General features: G+C 70.3%; 18 protein-coding genes and 1 tRNA gene. 10 read left to right on the plus strand and 9 right to left on the minus strand.

From position 1 onward, the window contains the following. Positions 1-34: 34 nt before the first annotated feature. Positions 35-1,420 carry a diaminopimelate decarboxylase gene (gene lysA, locus H4W31_RS02275; RefSeq protein WP_192765121.1) on the minus strand — a complete coding sequence of 462 codons (1,386 nt, stop codon included), beginning with the start codon at positions 1,418-1,420 and terminating at the stop codon, positions 35-37. Positions 1,421-1,569: 149 nt separating this feature from the next. After that, the gene (gene argS, locus H4W31_RS02280; protein WP_192765122.1) at positions 1,570-3,228 is read right to left on the minus strand and encodes an arginine--tRNA ligase; all 1,659 of its coding nucleotides are present in this window, start codon (positions 3,226-3,228) and stop codon (positions 1,570-1,572) included. A gap of 95 nt (positions 3,229-3,323) precedes the next feature. Between argS and H4W31_RS02285 the strand changes: the two genes are divergently transcribed. The 4 genes from H4W31_RS02285 to H4W31_RS02300 all read left to right on the plus strand — a co-directional run bounded on the left by H4W31_RS02285 (position 3,324) and on the right by H4W31_RS02300 (position 5,974). Beyond that, positions 3,324-4,232, plus strand: coding sequence for a DUF3105 domain-containing protein (locus H4W31_RS02285; RefSeq protein WP_192765123.1), 909 nt, complete (start codon positions 3,324-3,326; stop codon positions 4,230-4,232). 5 nt (positions 4,233-4,237) lie between these two features. Continuing rightward, the gene (locus H4W31_RS02290; RefSeq protein WP_225945360.1) at positions 4,238-4,909 is read left to right on the plus strand and encodes a DUF305 domain-containing protein; all 672 of its coding nucleotides are present in this window, start codon (positions 4,238-4,240) and stop codon (positions 4,907-4,909) included. Between the two features lie 189 nt (positions 4,910-5,098). Continuing rightward, positions 5,099-5,785, plus strand: coding sequence for a winged helix-turn-helix domain-containing protein (locus tag H4W31_RS02295; protein ID WP_192765124.1), 687 nt, complete (start codon positions 5,099-5,101; stop codon positions 5,783-5,785). 114 nt (positions 5,786-5,899) lie between these two features. Continuing rightward, positions 5,900-5,974, plus strand: a tRNA-Arg gene (locus H4W31_RS02300). 139 nt (positions 5,975-6,113) lie between these two features. Here H4W31_RS02300 and H4W31_RS02305 read toward each other — a convergent pair. Beyond that, positions 6,114-6,605: a hypothetical protein gene (locus tag H4W31_RS02305; protein WP_192765125.1), complete on the minus strand. Its 492-nt coding sequence runs from the start codon at positions 6,603-6,605 to the stop codon at positions 6,114-6,116. Positions 6,606-7,008: 403 nt separating this feature from the next. On the opposite strand from H4W31_RS02305, the gene H4W31_RS02310 reads away from it, so the two are divergent. Next, positions 7,009-8,034: an RNA polymerase subunit sigma-70 gene (locus tag H4W31_RS02310; protein ID WP_318782984.1), complete on the plus strand. Its 1,026-nt coding sequence runs from the start codon at positions 7,009-7,011 to the stop codon at positions 8,032-8,034. 208 nt (positions 8,035-8,242) lie between these two features. On the opposite strand, the gene H4W31_RS02315 is transcribed toward H4W31_RS02310, so the two are convergent. Continuing rightward, on the minus strand, positions 8,243-8,827 hold the full coding sequence (locus H4W31_RS02315) for a dihydrofolate reductase family protein (RefSeq protein WP_192765126.1): 585 nt from the start codon (positions 8,825-8,827) through the stop codon (positions 8,243-8,245). Between the two features lie 710 nt (positions 8,828-9,537). Here H4W31_RS02315 and H4W31_RS02320 point away from each other — a divergent pair. After that, positions 9,538-10,038: a hypothetical protein gene (locus H4W31_RS02320; RefSeq protein WP_192765127.1), complete on the plus strand. Its 501-nt coding sequence runs from the start codon at positions 9,538-9,540 to the stop codon at positions 10,036-10,038. 50 nt (positions 10,039-10,088) lie between these two features. Here the strand turns inward: H4W31_RS02320 and H4W31_RS02325 are convergent, their stop codons facing one another. Together H4W31_RS02325 and H4W31_RS02330 are read right to left on the minus strand one after the other, a co-directional pair. After that, the gene (locus H4W31_RS02325; RefSeq protein ID WP_192765128.1) at positions 10,089-11,225 is read right to left on the minus strand and encodes a trypsin-like serine peptidase; all 1,137 of its coding nucleotides are present in this window, start codon (positions 11,223-11,225) and stop codon (positions 10,089-10,091) included. Between the two features lie 214 nt (positions 11,226-11,439). Further along, a complete protein-coding gene (locus H4W31_RS02330) occupies positions 11,440-12,465 on the minus strand; it encodes a DMT family transporter (RefSeq protein WP_225945361.1) in 1,026 nt (341 codons plus the stop codon). A gap of 61 nt (positions 12,466-12,526) precedes the next feature. Between H4W31_RS02330 and H4W31_RS02335 the strand changes: the two genes are divergently transcribed. After that, positions 12,527-13,465 carry a LysR family transcriptional regulator gene (locus H4W31_RS02335; RefSeq protein ID WP_192765129.1) on the plus strand — a complete coding sequence of 313 codons (939 nt, stop codon included), beginning with the start codon at positions 12,527-12,529 and terminating at the stop codon, positions 13,463-13,465. A gap of 48 nt (positions 13,466-13,513) precedes the next feature. On the opposite strand, the gene H4W31_RS02340 is transcribed toward H4W31_RS02335, so the two are convergent. Continuing rightward, positions 13,514-16,636 carry an AfsR/SARP family transcriptional regulator gene (locus tag H4W31_RS02340; protein ID WP_192765130.1) on the minus strand — a complete coding sequence of 1,041 codons (3,123 nt, stop codon included), beginning with the start codon at positions 16,634-16,636 and terminating at the stop codon, positions 13,514-13,516. Positions 16,637-16,780: 144 nt separating this feature from the next. Here H4W31_RS02340 and H4W31_RS02345 point away from each other — a divergent pair, with 144 nt between their 5' ends. Continuing rightward, the gene (locus H4W31_RS02345; protein ID WP_192765131.1) at positions 16,781-17,677 is read left to right on the plus strand and encodes an NAD(P)-dependent oxidoreductase; all 897 of its coding nucleotides are present in this window, start codon (positions 16,781-16,783) and stop codon (positions 17,675-17,677) included. Positions 17,678-17,853: 176 nt separating this feature from the next. Beyond that, positions 17,854-18,513 carry an acVLRF1 family peptidyl-tRNA hydrolase gene (locus H4W31_RS02350; protein ID WP_192765132.1) on the plus strand — a complete coding sequence of 220 codons (660 nt, stop codon included), beginning with the start codon at positions 17,854-17,856 and terminating at the stop codon, positions 18,511-18,513. Between the two features lie 28 nt (positions 18,514-18,541). On the opposite strand, the gene H4W31_RS02355 is transcribed toward H4W31_RS02350, so the two are convergent. After that, complete coding sequence (locus tag H4W31_RS02355; RefSeq protein ID WP_192765133.1) at positions 18,542-19,141, minus strand: TetR/AcrR family transcriptional regulator; 600 nt, start codon at positions 19,139-19,141, stop codon at positions 18,542-18,544. Positions 19,142-19,254: 113 nt separating this feature from the next. On the opposite strand from H4W31_RS02355, the gene H4W31_RS02360 reads away from it, so the two are divergent. Continuing rightward, a complete protein-coding gene (locus H4W31_RS02360) occupies positions 19,255-20,469 on the plus strand; it encodes a macrolide family glycosyltransferase (RefSeq protein WP_192765134.1) in 1,215 nt (404 codons plus the stop codon). Between the two features lie 75 nt (positions 20,470-20,544). Here the strand turns inward: H4W31_RS02360 and H4W31_RS02365 are convergent, their stop codons facing one another. Further along, entirely contained in the window at positions 20,545-21,390 is an 846-nt protein-coding gene (locus tag H4W31_RS02365; protein ID WP_192765135.1) for a DUF4097 family beta strand repeat-containing protein, read from the minus strand. Between the last annotated feature and the right edge of the window lie 43 nt (positions 21,391-21,433).

Raw genomic sequence — 21,433 nt, forward strand, 5'->3', positions numbered from 1 at the left:
CCGGCGATGCGTGCCCGTCAGAGCCGCGAAGACGTCAGCCCACGTCCAGGGCCAGCAGGTCGTCCTCGGTCTCCCGCCGGACGATCACCCGCGCGCGGCCGTCCCGGACCGCCACGACGGGAGGTCGTGGGACATGGTTGTAGTTGCTGGCCATGCTCCGGCAGTAGGCACCCGTTCCCGGAACGGCGAGAAGATCTCCGGGCTGCACGTCGGCGGGCAGGAATTCATCCTTCACCACCACGTCCCCGGCTTCGCAATGCTTTCCCACCACCCGGGCGAGAATCGCCTCGGCCGTCGATGCCCGGGAGGCGATGGTCGCCGAGTACGACGCGCCGTACAGCGCGGTCCGGATGTTGTCGCTCATCCCGCCGTCGACGCTGACGTAGGTACGGATCCCGTCCACGTCCTTGACCGTGCCGACCTCGTAGAGGGTGAACACCGCCGGGCCGATGATCGCCCGGCCCGGCTCGATCGACAGCCTCGGACCGGCCAGTTGCAGCGCGGCGCACTCGTCATCGACGATCTTGTTCAGCCGCTTGGCCAGGTCGTGCGGTGCCGCCGGGTCGTCCTGGGTCGTGTAGGCGATGCCGAACCCGCCGCCCAGGTCCAGTTCCGGCAGCTCGACCCCGCGCGCGTCCCGGATCTGCGCCTGGAGCGCCAGCACCCGCCGGGCGGAGACCTCGAACCCGCTGGTGTCGAAGATCTGCGAACCGATGTGCGAGTGCAGTCCGCGCAGCTCCAGCACGCCCTCGTCGAGGATCTTGAAAGCGGCGGCCGCCGCCGCACCGCCGGCGAGCGAGAAGCCGAACTTCTGGTCCTCGTGTGCGGTCGCGATGAACTCGTGGGTGTGCGCCTCGACGCCCACCGTGACCCGGATCATCACCTGCGGCCGTACGTCGCGCTCCCGGGCCAGCGCGGTCAGCCGGTCGATCTCCTGGAACGAGTCGACGACGATCCGGCCCACCCCGGCGTCGAGTGCCCGGGCGAGTTCGGCCGGCGACTTGTTGTTGCCGTGGAACCCGATCCGTTCGGCCGGCATGCCGGCGGACAACGCCACCGCCAGTTCTCCGCCGGAGCAGACGTCGAGGTGCAGGCCCTCCTCGGCGATCACCCGGACGACCGCCCGGCAGGTGAACGCCTTTCCGGCGTAGTAGATGTCCTCGTCCGGGAACGCCGCCCGGAACTCCCGGCACCGCTCCCGCAGGTCGTCGGTGTCCAGGACGTACGCCGGGGTGCCGAACTCCGCCGCCAGCTCGCGGACGCCGAGACCGGCGACCACGAGCGCGCCGTCGGCGTCCCGGGTCACGTTGCGCGGCCACAGGTGCGGCACCAGGGCGTTGACGTCTTCCGGGGTACGCAGCCAGGCCGGTCCTCGGACCCCGAGGTCGCCGTGCAGCGCCCCCGCTTCGTGAGCCCGCATCACTTCTCCTTCGCCGCGCCCACGCGCGGTAGCTCGCTCTTCCCGGCGGCGCCTGTCCCGGTGACATCCGTCCCCGTCGCACCCGTCCCGGTCACATCCGTCCGGTCACACCCGTTCCGGCCACATCTGTCACGGCGAATCCGCTCCGGTCACATCCGCTCCGGTGCGGAGACGCCGAGCAGGGCCAGGCCGTTGGCCAGGACGACCCGGGACGCCTCGACCAGCCACAACCGGGCCCGGGTCAGGTCGGTCGCCGGTTCGTCACCCACCGGCAGGACCCGGCAGGCGTCGTAGAACCGGTGGTACGTGCCGGCCAGCTCCTCCAGGTAGCGGGCGATCCGGTGCGGCTCGCGCAGCTCGGCCGCCGTCGCGACCACACCGGGGAACTCGCCGAGCGTCTTGATCAGCTCGTTCTCCTTGGCGTGGCTGAGCAGCCCCGGATCGAAGTCGTCCCCCCGGGTCACCCCGAGGTCGACCGCGTACCGCAGCAGCGAGGCGATCCGGGCGTGCGCGTACCGCACGTAGTGCACCGGGTTGTCGTTCGAGTTCTTGGTGATCTCGTCGACGTCCAGGGTCAGCGGCGAGTCCGTCGACGAGCGCGCCAGCGAGTAGCGGGCCGCGTCGACGCCGACCGCGTCGACGATGTCGTCGAGCGTGATGATGTTGCCGGCCCGCTTGGAGAGCCGTACCGGGACGCCGTTGCGGACCAGGTTGACCAGCTGGCCGATCAGAATCTCGATGTTGAAGTCCGGGTCGTCCCCGGCACAGGCGGCGATCGCCCGGAGCCGGTTGACGTAGCCGTGGTGGTCGGCACCGAGCAGGTAGACGCACTTGTCGAAGCCGCGCTCCCGCTTGTTGATGTAGTACGCCGAGTCGGCGGCGAAGTACGTCAGCTCGCCGTTGCTCCGGATAAGCACCCGGTCCTTGTCGTCACCGAAGTCGGTGGTACGCAGCCAGATGGCGCCGTCGGCGTCGTAGACGTGGCCCTGCTCGCGCAGCCGGCCGAGCGCGTGCTCCACCGCACCGCTGCCGTGCAGGGTGCGCTCGGAGAACCAGACGTCGAAGTGCACACCGAACCGCTCCAGGCTGGCCCGCATCTCGTCCAGCATCAGCTGGTAGCCACGGTCCTGGAAGACGGTCAGTGCCTCGTCGGCCGGCAGGTCGAGCAGGTCGGCCCGCTCGGCGACGATCCGGGTGGCGATCTCCGCGACGTACTCGCCCGGGTAGCCGTCCTCCGGGGCCGGCTCGCCCCGGGCCGCCGCGTACAGCGACCGGCCGAAGCGCTCGATCTGGGCACCGGCGTCGTTGACGTAGTGCTCGCTGGTCACCTCGGCACCGGCCGCGGCGAGGATCCGGCGCAGCGAGTCGCCGACCGCCGCCCACCGGGTGTGCCCGAGGTGGATCGGGCCGGTCGGGTTCGCCGAGACGAACTCCAGGTTCACTCGCTGTCCGGTGAGCCGGTCGCTGCTCCCGTACGCCTGACCGGCCTGGACCACCTGGCGGGCGAGCTGCCCGGCGGCGGCCGGGTCGAGTCGGAGGTTGAGGAAGCCCGGTCCGGCGATCTCTACCGATTTGACCCCTGGTGTCCGGCCCAGCTCCTCGGCGAGGGCGGCGGCCAGTTCCCGGGGCGGCACGCCGACCCGCTTGCTCAACTGCAAGGCGATGGTCGAGGCGTAGTCGCCGTGCTCGGGATTGCGCGGTCGCTCCAGCGCCACCGACTCCGGCAGTACGGAGGGATCGAGACCACGCCGGGTGAAGACGGCGTGGGCGGCGGCGAGGACGGCCTCGGCGAGGTTGGCGGGAGTCACCGAAACATGTTACCGGGGGTAGACTCGGTCACTCGGTGGCGACCCTGCGCGTGTACGGCCCGCCATCCCCTGACCGACCGACCTGACGAGGGACCATGAGCATCAGCACCTCGGGCGGCGAACAGCGCCGTCCGTCCGTGGTCAGCACCGGCAAGAAGGCGCCGGCCGGCGGCAAACCCGCCGAGGACGGCAAGGCGGCCGGGACCAAGCCCGCTGAGGGTAAAGCGGCCGGGGCCAAGCCCGCGGGGACGGCCGCGAAGACCAACCCGGCCGGCCGGGTGCCGGCCAACCGGCCCGGCGGCGGAGGTGGCAAGAAGCCGCAGCAGCGCCGGCCGGTCACTCCGGTCCGGGTCAGCCAGGGCCGCTCGTGGGGCTCGATCGGTCTCTTCGTCGCCGTCGGTGTGGTCACCGCCGCGATCATCGGGTACGGCGCCTACGCGGTGATCCAGAACGGCAAGAGCTGGGAGGACAAGGCCTCCGCCATCGACGGCATCACCAACTTCCGCGAGAGCGACCCCTCGGTGGTGGATCCGTTCCCCGGCAAGCAGTCGCACGAGCCCGGTCCCCTGACCTACAAGATCACCCCGCCGGTCGGCAGCAGCCACAACAACGCCTGGCAGAACTGCATGGGCGACGTCTACGACGCCCCGATCGCCAACGAGCACGCGGTGCACAGTCTGGAGCACGGCGCGGTCTGGGTCACCTACAAGTCGGATCTGCCCGCCGACCAGGTGGAGCAGTTGGCCGCCAAGGTCCGTGGCAACGAGTTCATGCTCATGAGCCCGGTACAGAACCTGGACCGGCCGATCTCGCTCCAGGCCTGGGGCTACCAGCTCAAGCTGGACACCGCCGGCGACGGCCGGATCGACGACTTCATCGGGGCGCTGCGGCAGAACGCCTCGATGGAGCCCGGCGCACCCTGCTCCGGCGGCATCACCGCCACCGGCACCGCCCCGCGGGACAACGTGCAGGGCGACCAGCCGCAGGCCCCGGTGGGCGGCTGATCAATTTGACCATCGGGTCGGGGGCGCTGGCGACCGCCGGCGCCCCGGCGGACGGGACCATCGAGCGCGGTCCGGGCCGGCGTGGCGTCGGCACGGCCGCGCTGGCGCTCGCGATCCTGCTGGGACTGCTGCTCGGCTTCGCCAGCGGCCTGCTCGCCCCGGGCCTGTTCCGGCCCGGTGACGGCTCGCCGGAGGCCGGGTTCGCCCGGGACATGTCGTCGCACCACGCCCAGGCCGTGGAGATGTCGATCCTGGCCCACGAGAAGTCCACCGATCCGGACGTAAGGACCCTGTCCGCCGACATCGCCCTCACCCAGCAGGCCCAGATCGGCACGATGCAGGCCTGGCTAAAGACCTGGAAACTGAACCCGACCGGCAGCCAACCGCGAATGGCCTGGATGCCGGACGCCGCCGGGGCGGTGAAGAACGGGCTGATGCCGGGAATGGCCACCGACGCCCAGCGGGCCGAGCTGCGCGCCGCCACCGGGCGCGACTTCGACGTCCTCTTCCTGCGGCTGATGCTCGACCATCACCTCGGCGGCATCCACATGGCCGAGGGCATCCTCGATCTCTCCGACGACGCGCAGGTGACCGCGCTGGCCAAGTCGATGGTCGCCGGGCAGAAGAAGGAGATCGAGTTGATCCAGTCCCTGCTCGGCAGGTTCGGGGCCCGGTAGTTCCCGCACCCGCACACCCGTACCGCCCTTCCGGCGGCCGTCCACCCCGGACGGCCGCCGTTCCGGTTCCGGACGCTCCGACCGGTGGGCCATCCATCCGTTAAGAGCAGGATGGCCTAGTTGCCCGGTTTGACGAGCTTTCTCCGCACATAACGTGACCAGTCACGAACTGTCGTCGTTGTCCTAGACATGGCGGTTGCTCTTCGGGACGGACGTCGGTCGGTCACCAGTTGGTGCCGTCGGCACACCATCGGCGGCGACGGTGCGGTGGCGGCCGTACGTCGCGGACAACGGTCGGGCGAGGCACGAGTCCTCAGCCGGGACCAGGAACTCGACCTGATCGAGACGATCCGCGGTTGCTATCCGGACCAACTCGGGCTGGACGACGCACTCTGGACCCGACAGAGCGTCGCCATCCTCGCCCAGCGCCGGTACGGCCTGCGCCTCGAGGACGGCGACGTCAGCGGCTACCTGCGGGCCTGGGGCCTCGGCCCGCGTGAACCCACCGACCGGGCCTGCGGCCTCTGCGTCGACGCCGTGGTCGACTGGCTGGAACGCCAGTACCCGTCGGTCGTACGCTCCGCCCAGGAGCACGGGGCGGAACTGTGCTGGATCGGCCGGACCCGGCTGCACGGGGTGGTACCGGCCGCCGACGTCCTCTCCGCCGTCTCCGTACGCGGCCGGATGCGGTTCATCGTCGCCACCCCGAACGTCGACCCGGCACTCCCCCGGGACTTCCTGCTCCGGCTCAGTGGCCCGGACGGCCGCGCCGTACAGATCGTGGTCGACGGCTCCTGGACCCGGGCCGAGTGGCCTCGGAAACTCCCCCCGCGCATCGTGCTGCACGCCCTGCCGAGCTGCGGCCGGAACGGGTAGCCGAGCGGAGTGCCCAGCCCCCGCCACTGCGAAGCGCACGGCCCGGTACGCCGACACGACGGATACCGATTCGGTTCCGCGTACCCTTGTTTGCTACTCTTTCGTGGTCGCTGAGCCCCCGTAGCTCAGGGGATAGAGCACCGCCCTCCGGAGGCGGTGGCGCAGGTTCGAATCCTGCCGGGGGCACCAACCGTGACCAGCACAGAAACGCCCCTGACCAGGCGAAACCCCGGTCAGGGGCGTCTTTCGTATGTCCGGCTGTGTCCGGCCGTAACTGGCCGTTGGCGGGTGTCTGTGCCGAATACGTGCCGAGGTTCCGGGCCGGGGGTCAGTCGTCGGGGCAGCCGGGACCGTGCACGCCGCGGACCGTCCGGGACGCCCTGGTACCCGAGTGGTCCCTGCTGCTGTACATGTGGGCGCTGAGGTAGACGCACCTCTTCGCCGCGCTACGCATGCTCACCGGCCCCGCGTAGTAGAGGTAGCCGTTCGGCGAGTGGTTGGAGACCAGGACGGACGGGCGTGGGCAGCCGCTGTAGTCGCACAGCCCGATTTCCAGGTACATGTCGTTGCGGGTGGTCCCGTCGTGCCACCGCACCTTCTCCAGTGATGCGCAGTTGGTGCCGCCGTTGGCGCTGCTGTAGTAGAGCCGGATAGTGGCGTAGTGCGTGCCGCCGGTACCGGCGCCGCTGGTCCGTACGTTGTACGTATCGATCCGCGTGCCGGAGCAGACCTCGTGTGCGCTCGCAGCCGGCGCGCTGGCGACAGCGCCAGCGACCGCAGCGACCAGGACCACGCCGAGCGTGGCGAGCAACCTCTTCATCGATGGGCACTCCGTTCTGGTGAGATGGGCGCGGCTTACGAAGCTGACGGTATGGGCGGGAGTATTCACGGTGTGTCAGGTGAACAACCCACACGCGTCTCGCTCGGTCGTCTGGCACAAACACACCCGGCGCAGGGTCCGGTGTGGAAGTTGCACCAGGTGCGTCCGTCACACGACGAGTACTCCCCGGGCCAGGGTCGTGCCGCCAGCGCTCGGGGAGCTGTGAGTGCCGAATACGTACCGAAGTTGCACAACTGTGAAAGGCGGAAGCGCAGGTTCTAGCAGGTCAAATGCCCCGGGGGCAGGACCGACGCTGCCGCCCTGACGAACGGCCCGGTGTCAGCGGCTTCACCGATCAGAATTCTTCCGCCACGTCGTCGGTTCTGGTAGCCCCCTCGCACCGGTGGAAGGATTGCTGACCATGACCGACGCTAGACCGCTGGGCGCTGACGAGGCCTCGTTCATCGCGGTGGTTCGCTCAGGCGATACGGCGCGGTTTGCGCTCATCACGGAGCGCCACCGGCGTGAGCTGCAGGTGCACTGCTACCGGATGCTTGCGAACTACGAGGACGCCCAGGACATGACGCAGGAGACGTTCCTGCGAGCGTGGAACAAGCGGGAGTCGTTCAAGGGCCACGCTGCGCTGCGGACCTGGCTGTACCGGATCGCGACGAACGTCTGCCTTGACTTCCTGGAGAAGCGCAATGACCGCACACCCGTACCGTCCGGGCTGCCGGACTCCGGCTCCGAGGTGCTGTACCTGCAGCCGTACCCCGACCGGATGCTCCCCGAGGACCCGCAGGAATCTGTGGTGGCGCGGGAGACGATCGAGCTGGCGTTCATCGTCGCCGTCCAGCACCTGCCGCCGCGGCAGCGGGCGGTGTTCATCCTGCGCGACGTCGTCGGCTGGCCGGCGTCGAAGGCCGCCGACGCCCTCGATCTGACCATCGCATCGTTGACCAGCGCGCTGCAGCGGGCGCGCGTGACGATGCGCGAGCAGCTGCCCGACCGCCGCCTCGACTGGCGGAGCCCCGCCGCCCACGAGCTGTCGAATGACGAGCGCGGCGTGGTGAAGTCATACATCGACGCCCATGAGCGCAACGACCTCGACGGGCTGATGTCCCTGCTCCGCGACGACCTGCGCTTCGTGATGCTGCCCGAGGCGGGCACCTCGGTCATCACGGCCAAGGACGCGGTGGACGGCTGGGTCTCCGGTGGGCTCTTCCAGCCCGGCTACGACGACTGGCGCTGTATCGCCACGACGGTCAACCGCATGCCCGCCGCCGCGCTCTATCTCCGCACCCCTGACGACCCGGAGTACCGGTTGTTCAACATCGCGGTCCTGCACATCGTCGACGGGAAGATCGCCGAGCTCACCGGATTCGACGCCACCGACAAACCATGGCTGGACCTGCCCCCAAAACTGTGATCAGACAAGTCCCCGTCGTCGACGAGTCCCGCGCCACGGGCCGGCGTCACCGAAGTCACCGCGGAATGAGCACCCCGACCAGCTGAACACCAACGCGACAACGCGAACACCACCGCCCCGCCGGCAACGCCGGCGGGGCATCTTGATGCCCGAAGAACGTCAGGAAGGATTTCGACCCGGCCTCACGAACCGTGCAACTGGCCCGTGCTCATCGCCTCGTCTCGTATCGGGTCAGCAGTACACCGCCGGGAAATGTCCGCGTCTCCACGAGGTTCAGCTTCACCCAGCTGTCCAGCGCGGTGAAGAACGGCGTGCCGCCGCCCACCAGGACCGGGTAGGTGACCAGCACGTACTCGTCGATCAGCCCGGCCCTCATGGCCGCCCCGGCGAGCGTCGCGCCGACGATGTCCATCGGGCCGCCTTCCTCTGTCTTGAGCCGGGTGATCTCGGCGACCGCGTCGCCGGTGACCAGGCGGGTGTTCCAGTCGACCTTGTCGATCGTCGAGGAGAACACCACCTTCGGCATGTCCCGCCACCGGTGGGCGAACTCGATCTCCGCCCGGGTAGCGCCGGGCTGCTGGTCGGCGGTCGGCCACTGGGAACTCATCGCCTCCCACAGCTTGCGCCCATACAGCGCCAGGCCCGTCGCCCCCACCCGGTCGGACCACCACTGGAACAGTTCGTCGCTCGACGACGAGTCCGGTCCCTCACCCCCACTCCAGCCGAGGTCGTCGCCGGGCGCGGCGATGTAGCCGTCCAGGGTCACATTCATGCCGAAGGTCAGTTTCCGCATCGTGCCAGCCTCTCGTAGGTCGATCTCATACGTACAGACGGGCGCGGCGCGAAAACCTCATCGGTGCGCGCTGCCGGCAGACACAAGATCACCGCGCAGACATGGCCAGCCAACCGCAACGGCGAAGACGGCCATGAGACGTACGCCGATCCGACATGCGGACACTCCGACGACTCTCTCGCAAGATCTGATGCGTCCTGGCCGACAGGGAGGGCATGGTGCGGGCGCCGGCAACGGGCCGGCCGTCAGCGCACGAAGCACCGTTCGGAACCGCCAACCTGCAACCGCCTTGGCAGCTCGAACACGAGGTCAGCCCGCGCATCGGCGCAGCTCAACCCAGGCAACGTCACGGTCAAGCCGTGCAGGTTGTCTCTAGCCGGGGCACCAGTTCAGAGCAGTACAGAAACGCCCCGACCCGGCGCCAACCCGGTCAGGGGCGATTTTCGTATCTCCGGTCGGGTCCGATGATCTACGGCCACCGGTGGCCAGTCGCGGCAGATACGCGGTCACGTTCCGCCTGGCCTGAGCGGTCCGCCACCCCTCGCGCCAACTGCCCTGCGCGGGTGGTGTCGCCTCAGCCCTGGGGGCCGGTCGGGAAGCTGGGGTCAGGCTCACCGCCTCGTTGCCCAAGACGATGCCGCTCTGCGACGATAACGACGTGGCGAGGCGCTCTGCCGTGTCCCCACGGTGCTTTCCCGATTGGAGTGCTCATGCCGAGCAGCAGATCAGTGGTGATCGCAGCGTTGATCCTCACCGCTATGTCGGCGTGCACCCGTACTTCAGGGGAAACCTGCTATTTGATTGATGTCCCGAGGGGAATCGGCATCACCGTCGACGCGGCGATCGCGGAGCGGGTTGACACGGCGGAGATGACCGTGTGTTGGAACGGTTCCTGCCAGACCCCACCGGTCGTCCTGCGGCCGAGTTCCGGCTCCGTCGACGAGGATTGCACCGGAAGCGGACCTGATGCCGTCTGTGCCGCACGCGCGGAGCCCACCGGCGAGAAGGCGGGCTTCGCAAATCTCCCCGACATGCCGTCCAGCCCGGTCGAGGTGACCGTGACCCTGACCGATCAGGCGGGCGACCGGATTGTCGATCGGACGTTGACGCTCGATCCGAAGATGGTTGATTCTCCGGGTGAGTGTGGCGGAATGAGGCCGCAGGGCCAGATCGCGGTCAACGCCGACGGAACGGCGCAGGTAGTCGGCTGAATTGTGGACGCAGGGCCCGCAGACGATGCGACGGGCCCTGCGAACCGCTGTCACCAGTTGTCGTTGACGTACCTGATCAGGGCGGTGGCGACAAGGCCGTGGTTGGATGAGTTGAGCCAGTTGTCGATGAAGTTGTCATTCGTGTCTACGGCGCGATGACTGTTGGTGCCCATGATCTGAGGGCTCGTTCCGACGTTGATCGCCATAGGCCCGCCGCTCGCCCCATGACCCATGTCACACGCCATCCGAAGGCGGTTGTCGAGAGGGTTCCCGTTGGCGGCATCGGCCGTGTTGCCCTCGCAGTACATCATGTAATCGCCCTGACTGAAGTCGGAGTCGGGCCTGTTGTATCCATCCGACGGGTACCCGAACGAGCGGGCGTTGCTGAAACCCGTCTCGCCGAGGAACCGGTAGCCCCAGGCCCCCACGGTGTCGCTGAGGCTGAGCGATTGACCGGACCCGGGCGTCACGATCACGATCCCCATGTCCGCACCCTGCCTCCGGTCCGAGCTGCCGCTGGTCCACTCGTTGTGTGCGATGAGATTGACGCCCTGGAAATAGCCGTACGGGATGTCCGAGCCACTGTCGGCCGGAATGAAGATGTAGTTGGTGAACCATCCCGGACCAGCTGGTCCATGAAGGCAGTGCGCTGCCGTCCATACCGCGTTGGGGCTATCGGTGACAATGGACGTCGCGCTGCAGCTGTACCACGCCGTCTCCGCCTGATTCGAGAAGAACAGCCGGCCCACCGCACTCGTCGGCCATGCGGTGACATTGGAAACACGTTGGGAGCGACTGACCGCCGCCGGTGCCGCGAAGGGCGCGGCGGGTGAGCGGGCGTCCGTGAAGCCCTTGGGGGCCACTGGAGCAGCCGAAGCCGTCGATTCCGCCCCGCCCGGTTCCAGAATGGTTCCCTTTCCGGTCTCCGGCTGACTTCCCGGCCGGACGTTCGGAGCCGGGGCAGGATTCGCGGCCGCTTGCCTCAGACGCTCGGGCGTCCAGAACACGCGGAGTTGATCCGGAGTCTTTCGGATGGCGTGGGTGGTGATGGTCGGGCCCGCCGGGTCCTCCTTCGGCGCCGCCGAGGCCGTGATGGGAACGGACAGTGTTCCGGCAACTGTCACGACTGCCACGAGGACGGGGAAGACGACGCGTCTTTTGGTGTTTCGGCTGAGCAACTGCGACATGACTCTCCGATCTGGAGGTAGTGCGCCCACGGAAGGCAGAGCGTCACGTCGCCCGGCGCCCCCCGCGCTCGCCAATCGTCCGGTCCGTCCAGTCTCAGCGGCCAGGAATGCCCAAAGCAATCGAAATATTTGCATGTGTGATACTCATCACCCAGGGGGACTGAATCGATTCGCTAAGAAGATGTTCGATGGATGTCGCAGTAGCTGTCCTCGGTTACCGCGCTGCCGCCGCCGGGTCACCGGAGCCGTCCCGTGCCGGATCCAGCGCCTCCCGGGCATCGGGGGCGGGCTCATCGGACAGCGGGTCCCGGGCCTGGCGCGGGGTACGACTCGGTCGAACCTGTAGGACGGCGACCGAGGAGAGCACCAGGGCGGCACCGAGGAGTTGTACCGGGCTGAGGGACTCGCCGAGGGTGAGCGCGGCCAGTGCCGTGGTCACCACCGGTTCGAAGGTCGACAGGATGGCGGCGGTCGACGGACCGGTCCGCTTCAAGCCGGCGAAGAAGGTCAGCATCGCCACGACGGTGGAGACGACGGCGATACAGCTCAGCCAGAACCATCCCGGCACCCCGAAGTCCAGGTCGACATCGCCACTGAACAGGGCACGTACGCCGAGGGTGCCGGCGGCCCCGGTCATCACCAACGCGGAGAGCACCACCGGTGGCAGCCGGTGCACGACGGTGTCCGCGACGAGAATGTAGATCGTGTAGGTGATCGCGGAACCGAAGGCCAGCGACGCCCCGAGCGGATGGAAGCTCACGCCACCGGCGCCGAGCAGGACCAGCAGCGTTCCGCCCGACGCGGCCACCAGTACGGCGGACCGACGGCGGGTGAGCCGGTCCCGGCCGAGCAGCACCGCCGCCACGGTCACCAGGGCCGGGTAGGTGTAGAGGATCAGGGACAGCAGCGAGGCATCCATCAGTTGCAGCGCCGAGAAGAACAGGCTCGCCTGCGCCGCGTACCCGACCGCGCCCAGTCCGATCGCGGTGGCCAGCACCCGGCCCCGCCCCGCCGGTGCCCGACCGGTCGGTTCGGCTCGGTGTGGATCCGGCCCTACCCGGCGTAGCCCCGGCCGCAGCAGCAGGACCATCCCCAGCAGCGCCGCCGCCAGGCTGAAGCGCACCAGCAGCAGAGCACCGGGCGAGACGCCGGCGTCGTAGGCGAGCTTGCCGAAGATCGCCATAGCGCCGAAACACGCCGCGGAGACGAGACAGAGTGCCGGACCCATGTCGTCGAGCATCGGGCACCGAACCGTTCGGGTCTAGCGATGATTCGTGGAGGTTATTCGTTAGGATTCCCGGATGGTTGCGTTGGATCTTCGCCGCCTGCGCTTCCTTCGGGAGTTCGAGGAGCGGGGCACCCTCGGCGCGGTCGCCACGGCGTTGAGTTACAGCCCGTCGACGGTCTCCCAGCAGCTGGCCCTGCTGGAGAAGGAGGTCGGTACCCGGTTGTTCGTCAAGGCCGGGCGCGGCGTACGGCTCACCGACGCCGGGCACCTGCTGGCCCGGCATGCCCGGGTGCTGCTGTCGGCCGCCGAGGCGGCCGAAGCGGACCTGGCCGCGCTGGGCGGTGACATCCGGGGCACCGTACGGGCCGGCGGACTGCAATCGGCCGCCCGTCGGCTACTGGTACCGGCCGTGGCCCGGATGAAGGCCGACCATCCGGAGGTACGCACGGAGATCTTCGAACTCGAACTGGAACAGGCGCTGCCGGGTCTGCGGTTGGGCGCGGTCGACCTGGCGATCGGTGACGAGTACGACGGGCACCCCCGTCCCCGCCCGGGCGGGCTGCGCTTCACGGTCCTGCTCGAAGAGCCGCTGAAGGTGGTGCTGCCAGCAACGCATCCACTGGCCGGGCCGGGCGGACCCGTCGCGGTCGCGGAGTTGCGGTCCGAGGTGTGGACCGCCTCCGCCGAGGGCACCGGGCACCACGCCATGGTCGTCGGGACCTGCCGGGCCCTCGGCGGGTACGAGCCCGACCTGCGCCACCGCTCTGGCGACGCCGACGTACAGTTCGAACTCGTCCGTGCCGCGGCGGCCGTCGCGTTGATGCCGGCGCTGACCCTACCGGCCGACGATCCCGCTCTCGCCATCCGCGATGTCGCCGAGGCGACCCTGCGCCGCCGCCTGGTCGCCGTCACCCGGGACACCCCGCCGGCTCCGGCACTGACCGCCTTCCTGGCCGCCGTGACCGTCCATGCGCACAGGTTCAACCACGTCGAGTCCGCACCGGGCGGCTGAGGGCGGACGTACCGGCCTGCGGCCCGGTCGCGGGGCGTACCCGGGTTCTTAGCTCCACACCGCGCCCAGGGCCGTCGTCTCGTCGGCGGCGCCGGCCGAGAACTCTTCCGCGAACGCCTGCCGGCCCAGGGCATCGAGGGTGCCGGCCGTGATGCGCTCGACGTCGCCGCGTTCGGCCTCCGGCATCGGCGCACCGGTGGATTCGCGGAGCCCGGCCGCGGCACCCAGCAGTTGGGCGGCCTGCACCGGCCGGCCGGCGAGCGCCTGGGCGCCGGCCAGTCCCTCGTAGGCGAGAGCGATCGCCCGGGGGTCACCGCCGGCCCGTGCGACGGCGAGGCCGTCCCGGTGCAGGGCGAGGGCGGCGTACGGGTCGCCGCGCTGTTCGGCGATGAAGCCGCGTTCGGCCAGGAGCAGTGCGGGTCCCGGACCGAAGTCGACCTGACGATGCCATTGCAGCAGGTTGCGCAGGTGCTCGTCGGCGTCGTCGAGTCTGCCCTCCCGTCGGGCTCCGAGGGCGAGCCCGATCTCGGCGTGCACCCGGCCGGCCGGGTAGCCGTGTTCGTCGGCCAGCCGCATCGCCTCCTCGTGGAGTCTTCTGGCCCGTTCGAGGTCGCCGACGAGCAGGGCGACTCTGCCGAGCCCGGTGAGCCGGTCGGCGGCGTCGGTCCAGCAGCCCAGTTCCTCGGCCAGGCGGTGGCCGTCCCGGTGCAGGCGGGCGGCCCGCTCGTAGTCGCCGGTGATCTCGGCGAGTGCCGCCAGCGGATAGCTCGCCCGTAGCTCCCCCCAGCGGTCGCCCAGGTCCCGGAAGACCGCATGACTCTGCTCACCGCTGCTGCGCAGTACGGCGAGGTCACCCCGCATCAGGGCGTGCATGGCCACGCTGCTCTGAGCCGCGGCGATCCCCCAGCGGTCGCCGGCTCCCTGGGCGATCGACAGAGCCCGGGCCACCCAACTCTCGCTGCGGGCCAGGTCCTCGCCGGTGTCGAGGAACGCCATGCCGAGGAACCAGGCAGCTCGACCGAGACCGGCCCGATCCCCGTCGTCCGGAGCGGCCGGCAGGATCACCGTGGGCGCGCTGGCGGTGTCGCCGTCTCCGGCGAGAAGGGCGTAGCCCGCACGCCAGAGTTCGGTCGGGGTGTCCTCGGCAATCTCCAGCACCGCCGCCAGCGACCGTCGCGCCTCGGTGCGCCGTCCACGCAGGAACCAGTACCAGGTCAGGGCGGAGGCCAGCCGCACCGCACCGCCCGCATCCCGCTCCCGTACGGCATGCTCCAGGGCGGTACGCAGGTTGGCGGTCTCGTCGTCGAGATGTCCCAGCCACCGCCGCTGCTCGGGGCCGTGCAGGTGAGCGGCGGCCAGTTCGGCCCGCTCGGTGTAGTAGTCCCGGTGGCGTCGGTTGACGAGGTCGGACTCGCCCGACTCCGCAAGGCGCTCCAGCGCGTACGCGGCGACCGATTCGAGCAGCCGGTAGCGAGGTCCGTCGACCACCGAGACGAGCGAACGGTCCACCAGCCGGACCAACGGGTCGAGTGTGCCGCCGCCGAGGCCGCAGACCGCCTCCGCCGCCGCCAGGGTGCAGCCGTCGGCGTGTACCGCCAGCCGGCGGAGCACCACGCGTTCGTCCTCCTCGAGCAGCTCCCAGCTCCAGTCGATCACCGCGCGCAGGGTCCGCTGACGCGACGGGGAACCACGGTGCCCGCTGCCCAGCACCTGGAACCGGTCGTCCAGACGGCCGGCCAGTTCGTGCACGCCGAGCGCCCGTACCCTGGTGGCGGCCAACTCCAGGGCGAGGGGGATCCGGTCCAGGCGGCGGCAGATCGTCGCCACCGCCTCGGAGTTCTCCTCCGTCACCACGAAGCCGGGTACGGCTGCGCCGGCACGCGCTGCGAACAGACGCTCGGCGTCGGTCTGCGGCAGTGGTGGAACCGTCCACACCGTCTCCCCTGCCAGTCCGAGCGGCTCCCTGCTGGTGGCGAGGATGCGCAGCCCCGGGCAGGAGGCGAGCAGCCGGCGGGTGAGGGCGGCGGCCGATTCGACGATGTGCTCGCAGTTGTCGAGCAGGAGGAGAAGCCGGCGAGAACGTAGCGCGTCCTCGATGCCCACCACGCCGTCCTCGCGGATCCCCAGGGCGGCGCCCACCTGCTCCTCCGCCGGTGAGGATCCCGCGAACTCGACGAGCCGGACGCCGTCCGGGCAGGAGGCCGGCACCTTTCCCGCCGTCTCCACCGCCAGCCGGGTCTTCCCGACTCCGCCGGGTCCGGTCAGGGTCACCAGCCGGCTGACGTCCAGCAATCCGCGTACGGCGGCGACCGCCTGATGCCTGCCGACCAGGTCGGTGAGCGGGGCCGGCAGACCGGCTCGCGCCCCGCTGGACGACGGCGGCCGAGCGGTGCTGACCGGCGTCCGAGCGGTGCTGACCCGCTCCAGCGCCGGGTCCTGTTCGAGGATCGCCTGGTGGAGAGCGGCCAGTTCCGCGCCGGGATCCACCCCCAGCTCCTCGGCCAGCCGTACGCGAAGCTCGGTGTAGGCGGCCAGCGCCTCGGCCTGCCGACCGGCGAGGTACAGCGCGCGCATCCGCATGGCGCTCAGCCGTTCACGCAGCGGATGGCGAGCCACCAACTCGCCCAGCTCACCGATCAGCGCGTGGTGCTCCCCCAGTTCCAGGCGGGTCTCGGCCAGGGTTTCCAGCGCGGTCAGCCGCTGCTCCGCAAGCCGCTGGGCCGCGATCCGGACGAACTCGGCGTCGCCGAGTCCGGCGTACGCCTCTCCCCTCCACAGCGCCAGCGCGTCCGCCAGCAGGTCCGCCCTGGCACGTGGATCGGCGGTCCCGTACGCGGCGGCCGTCATCTCGGCGAACCGTCCGGCGTCCACGTCACCGGAACCGACGCGGAGCAGGTATCCCGGCGGCCGGGACACCACCAACGTCTCCGCACCGGGCTCGGCCTGCGCCAGCGCCCCGCGCAGCCGGGAGATCTTCGTCTGCAGGGCGCCCGCCGGGTTGCCCGGGAGCCGGTCGCCCCACAGATCGTCCACGAGCCGGTCGGTGGAGACGGGCTGTCCGGCGTGCACGAGCAGATCGGCCAGCAGGGCCCGGACCTTCGCCTCCGGTACGTCCACCGGCCTGCCGTCCGTGGTCAGGACGGCGAGCGGTCCCAGCACCGAGAAGTACACGGCGACACGCTAGTCCACCGCCCGGCGGGGTCCGTCCGAGACCGACAGCCCACCGACAGGACTCCGACAGGGCTCGACGGCACATTGGTCACACACCGCAGGGCACCGGCCCCGCGGGATCCCGGAAGACAAGGAACCTCCCGCATGTCCAGCAACGAAAATCAGGAACTTTCCGAGGTCTCGGTGATCGGCCTGGGGCAGATGGGCGCCCGGCTGGCCCAGGCGTTCCTCGCCGCCGGCCATCGCACGACTGTCTGGAACCGCACCGCCGCGAAGGCCGACGCCCTCGTCGCGCAGGGTGCCGTCGGCGCGGCCACCCCGGCCGAGGCGGTCGCGGCCAGCCGGCTGGTGGTCGTCTGCCTGCCCGACTACGACACCGTGCACGACCTGCTCGTGCCGGCCGGCGAGCACCTTGCGGGCCGGGTCCTGGTGAACCTCACCTCCGGCACCCCGGAGGCGGCCCGGCAGCTGGCCGGCTGGGCCGACGGACAGGGCGCCGGCTATCTGGACGGGGCCGCCATGAGCGGGACCCGGCTGGTCGGGCGCGCGGAGGCGCTGTTCGTCTTCAGTGGCTCCGCGCAGGCCTTCGCGACGCACCGGGCGGTGCTGGCGAGCCTGGGCAACCCGGTACACCTCGGCACCGACCCGGCGCTTGCCTCGCTGTACGACACGGCGCTGTTCGGCCTGGCCTGGGGCGCACTGGCGGGCTTCTACCACGCCGTCGCCCTGGTCGGCACGGAAGGCGTCGACCCGACGGTGTTCGCCGCCGTGGCAACCGGTCACATGCCGTTCGTCACCTCGCTCATGTCCGATCACGCGCGCCAGATCGAGGACGGCCGCTACCCGGACGACGACGGCACCGTGGAGGTGCACGCGGCGGCGATGGACCATCTCGTCCAGGCCAGCGGCGTCCAGGGGCTGCGCACGGACGTACCGGAGGTCGTCAAGGCCCTGTTGGTGCGCGCCGGCGCCGGCGGCCACGGCAGTGACGGCATCGCGAGCGTCGTCGAGGCCATCAGGAAGGGCGGACAGGATGTCTGACAGTTCTCCAGCGTGTTGGGGCTGCTGAAGCCGGGAGACGCCCAGGGCTGACCGGCGGAACACCGCGCGAAGACCCTTGCCGATGGGCACACCCGCTGCGATCCCCCGTAGCGTCGGGGAGGCGGCGTGTGAACATGGGTCGTGCAGACCGCCGTTCCCCGACGGGTGGAGTTCACGTGGTGAAGGCGCGGCCCGCCGCCGGTGGCGGACGCTGGGTGGAGATCTCACCCGAGCGGATCCATGGCTGGATCGACGGCTTCTACGGGCGGCACGACGGCGCGACCGAGCAGGGACTGATGCTGACCGGCCTGAGCAACGGCGACACCGCCACGCTGTATCCGCCGCCCGGGCTCGCCGACGTACCGGATGTGGACACGCTGCTGGCCCGCGTCGTCCGGCCGCCCCGGATCGCCGTACTGCTGGCTCGCAAGGGCGCGGTCGCCGCCGGTGTCGCGGACGGTACGACCATCGCCGTCTCCAAGGTCGAGCGCTTCTACGTGCAGGGTCGTACCGCGGCGGGTGGCTCGTCGCAGCAGCGCTTCGCCCGTCGGCGCGCCAACCAGGCCGATGCTGCCACCGCCCGGGCCACGAACATCGCCGTACGGGTCCTGCTGCCGTACGCCCCCGGTGTGCCGGCCGACCCGGACGACGCGGTCAGCGCCCTGGTCTGCGGCGGCGACCGGTCGATGATCGACGCGGTACTGGCCGACCGACGGCTGTCCGCACTGGCGCCACTGCGTCATCCGCACCTGCTCGACTCCGCCGAGCCGAGGCTCGCCGTGCTGGAGGCCGCGGTGGTCGACGCCCGACGGATCCGGGTCCACCTGATGCCGTAGACGTCTCCGCTGCCGTGGACGTGCGCGCTCACGCCCTGGCGATGCCGAAGGCGGCCAGGGCGAGGTCCACGACGTCGTCGGCGTACTCCTGGCTGAGGGGACCGGTCCGGAACATCCACCGGTAGTACATCGGCCCGAAGAGCAGCTCGACGGCCTGGTCGAGGTCGACGTCGGCGCGTACCTGGTCGGCCAGTTGCGCGGCGCGCAGCCGGTCCTTCACGGCGTCGAGCTGCGGTCGTAGCAGCCGGTCGCGGACCTGTTCGGCGAGCGCCTCGTCGCTCAGGGTCTCGATGCTGAGGGCGCGGGAGGTGGCGGACAGGCGCGGGTCGGCCAGTTCCGCGACGGTGGGTCGGATGATCGCGTACAGATCGGTGCGAATGTCGCCCGTGTCGGGCATCGACGCGTCGACGGCGAGCGCGGCGTCGGACAGCGCGTCGAGGATCACGGCGCCCTTGCCGGACCACCACCGGTAGATCGTCTGTTTGCCCACCCCCGCCCGGGCGGCGATCGCCTCGATCGTCAGCTCGTTGTATCCGGTCTCGCCCAGCAACTCGACGGCGGCGGTGAGGATGGCGCGGCGGGAACGCTCGCTGCGCCGGGTGGGATCGGGCCCGCTCGGAGAAGGCATGGCGTGGACCCTACACCGCTGACGAGACGAGCCGACTCGTCTTGACAGTGGCGGCCGGGACGAGCAAACTACCGGGACGAGACGTTGCGTCTCGTTACGGAAGGAAGTCCCCCATGAAGCACTCCGCACACATCGCGATGGTCAGCATCCCGGCCCACGGGCACGTCAATCCCAGCCTGGAGGTGATCCGTACCCTGGTCGGACGCGGCCACCGGGTCACGTACGCCAATGCGCCGTCCTTCGGCGACGTCGTACGGGGCACGGGCGCCGAACTGAAGCCGTACGAGTCGACCCTGCCGGGGCCGGACGAGAGCTGGAGCAACGATCCGATCGACGGGCTGACCATCTTTCTCGACGACGCGATCGCCATGCTGCCCCAGCTCCGCGCCGCCTACGCCGACGACCGGCCCGACCTCTTCCTCTACGACATCGCCGGCGCACCCGCCCGGCTGCTCGGGGAGGAGTGGGATGTGCCGGCCGTCCAACTCTCGCCCAGCTTCGTCGCCTGGACCGGCTACGAGGAGGAGATGGCACCTGCGATCGAGGCGATGCGCGCCGATCCGCGCGGGGCCGACTACTACCGCCGGTTCACGCAATGGCTCACCGCCAACGGATCCACCGTCACCGACAGCATCGCCTTCCAGGGCCGCCCCACCCGCTGCCTCGCCCTCATCCCCGGCGTGATGCAGCCGCACGCCGACCGGGTCGACCCGGCCGTCTACAGCTTCGTCGGCCCGATCATCGGCGACCGCTCCGCCCAGGGCACCTGGACCCGGCCCGCGTCGGCGGGAAAGGTGCTGCTGGTCTCCCTCGGATCCGAGTTCACCGACCATCCCGACTTCTACCGGCGCTGCGTGGCGGCCTTCGGCGGGCTGGCCGACTGGCACACGGTGCTACAGGTCGGCCGGCACGTCGATCCCGCCGCGCTCGGTCAGCTACCGCCCAATGTGGAGGCTCACCCGTGGGTGCCCCAGCTCGCCATCCTGGAGCAGGCCGACGCCTTTCTCACCCACGCGGGCATGGGCGGCAGCGGCGAGGGACTCTACTGCGGCACGCCCATGATCGTCGCGCCGCAGGCGGCGGACCAGTTCGACAACGCCGACCGGCTCACCGCGCTCGGCGTGGCCCGGCGGGTCGACGTCGCCACCGTCACCGCCCAGGAGCTGACGGAGATCCTGCTCGACCTCGACACCGATCCCGAGGTACGGCGGCGGTCGGCCCAGATCAGACAGGAACTGCGCGAGCACGGCGGTGCGGACCGGGCCGCGGACCTGATCGAGGCCGAGTTGGCGCACCCGACACAACCGTTGCAAGCGGTACACACCTGACGTCGCCGGAACGCGGTGGGCGGCGCGGGGTACGGCCCGCCCGCCGCCGACCACGACCGCCCAGGACCGGTTCGATCAGGCGCGGCGGATCATGATGTCGCCCCAGGAGGTGCTCGCACGGACCTCGATCGTGTCCTCGCTCTCCGCCGGACTGTCGGTCGCGTCGAGTGCGTTGTGCACCCGGCCGTGCCGGGAACTGACCTCGAGCCACGCGGCGGTACCCCGCCGGACGCCGACCTCGATGGCGCCGTAGGAGGTCTGGAGGCCGACCGAGCCGCGCACCGCCTCCCCGATCCGGACGCTGCCGTAGGCGGTACGCGCGGCCACCGAGGCCAACGCCCGGTCGACGGTGATGTCGCCGTACGCGGTCTTGACCCGGACGTCCCCGCTGCTCTGCCCGATCCAGCAGTCACCGGAGGAGTTCTTGATCTCGATGGCCCCGTCGACCTCGCCGATGCGCACCTTGCCCGAGGAGGCCGTGACCCGGGCCGCACCGTCAACGCGTTCCACCACGACCTCGCCGTGACTGGTGTCGATCTCCAACGGCCCGGTCCGGTCGAGCCGGATCGCGCCTCCGGTGTGGAAGCGGCACTCGCCGAGTCGCCCCTCGCTCCGGAACGACGCCCAGGACGCCTCGGCCTGCACACTCGACCCGCTCGGCACCTCGATCACCACGTCGAGCGAGGGGCCCGTGCCGAAGAAGCCGTGCCGACGCCAGCTCTTCGGGGCCCGGATCATCAGCCGACCGGCGACGTACTCGACCGTGGTCTGCTCCGCGGCGCTCACGTCGGACTTGCTCGACTCGTTGCGGGGGCGGACCTCGACCACGGTGTCGGCCCGGTCGGTCGCGATGATCCAGGCGTCACCGACGGGCAGGTCGACCAGGACAGCGACAGGTTCTGGTGTGTCGAAAACAGGCATGGTGGTCTCCCGGAGTTGTCGTCGATGGGCCGTTGCTGCGGGA

This window comes from Plantactinospora soyae (genome assembly GCF_014874095.1).
Classification (GTDB): domain Bacteria; phylum Actinomycetota; class Actinomycetes; order Mycobacteriales; family Micromonosporaceae; genus Plantactinospora; species Plantactinospora soyae.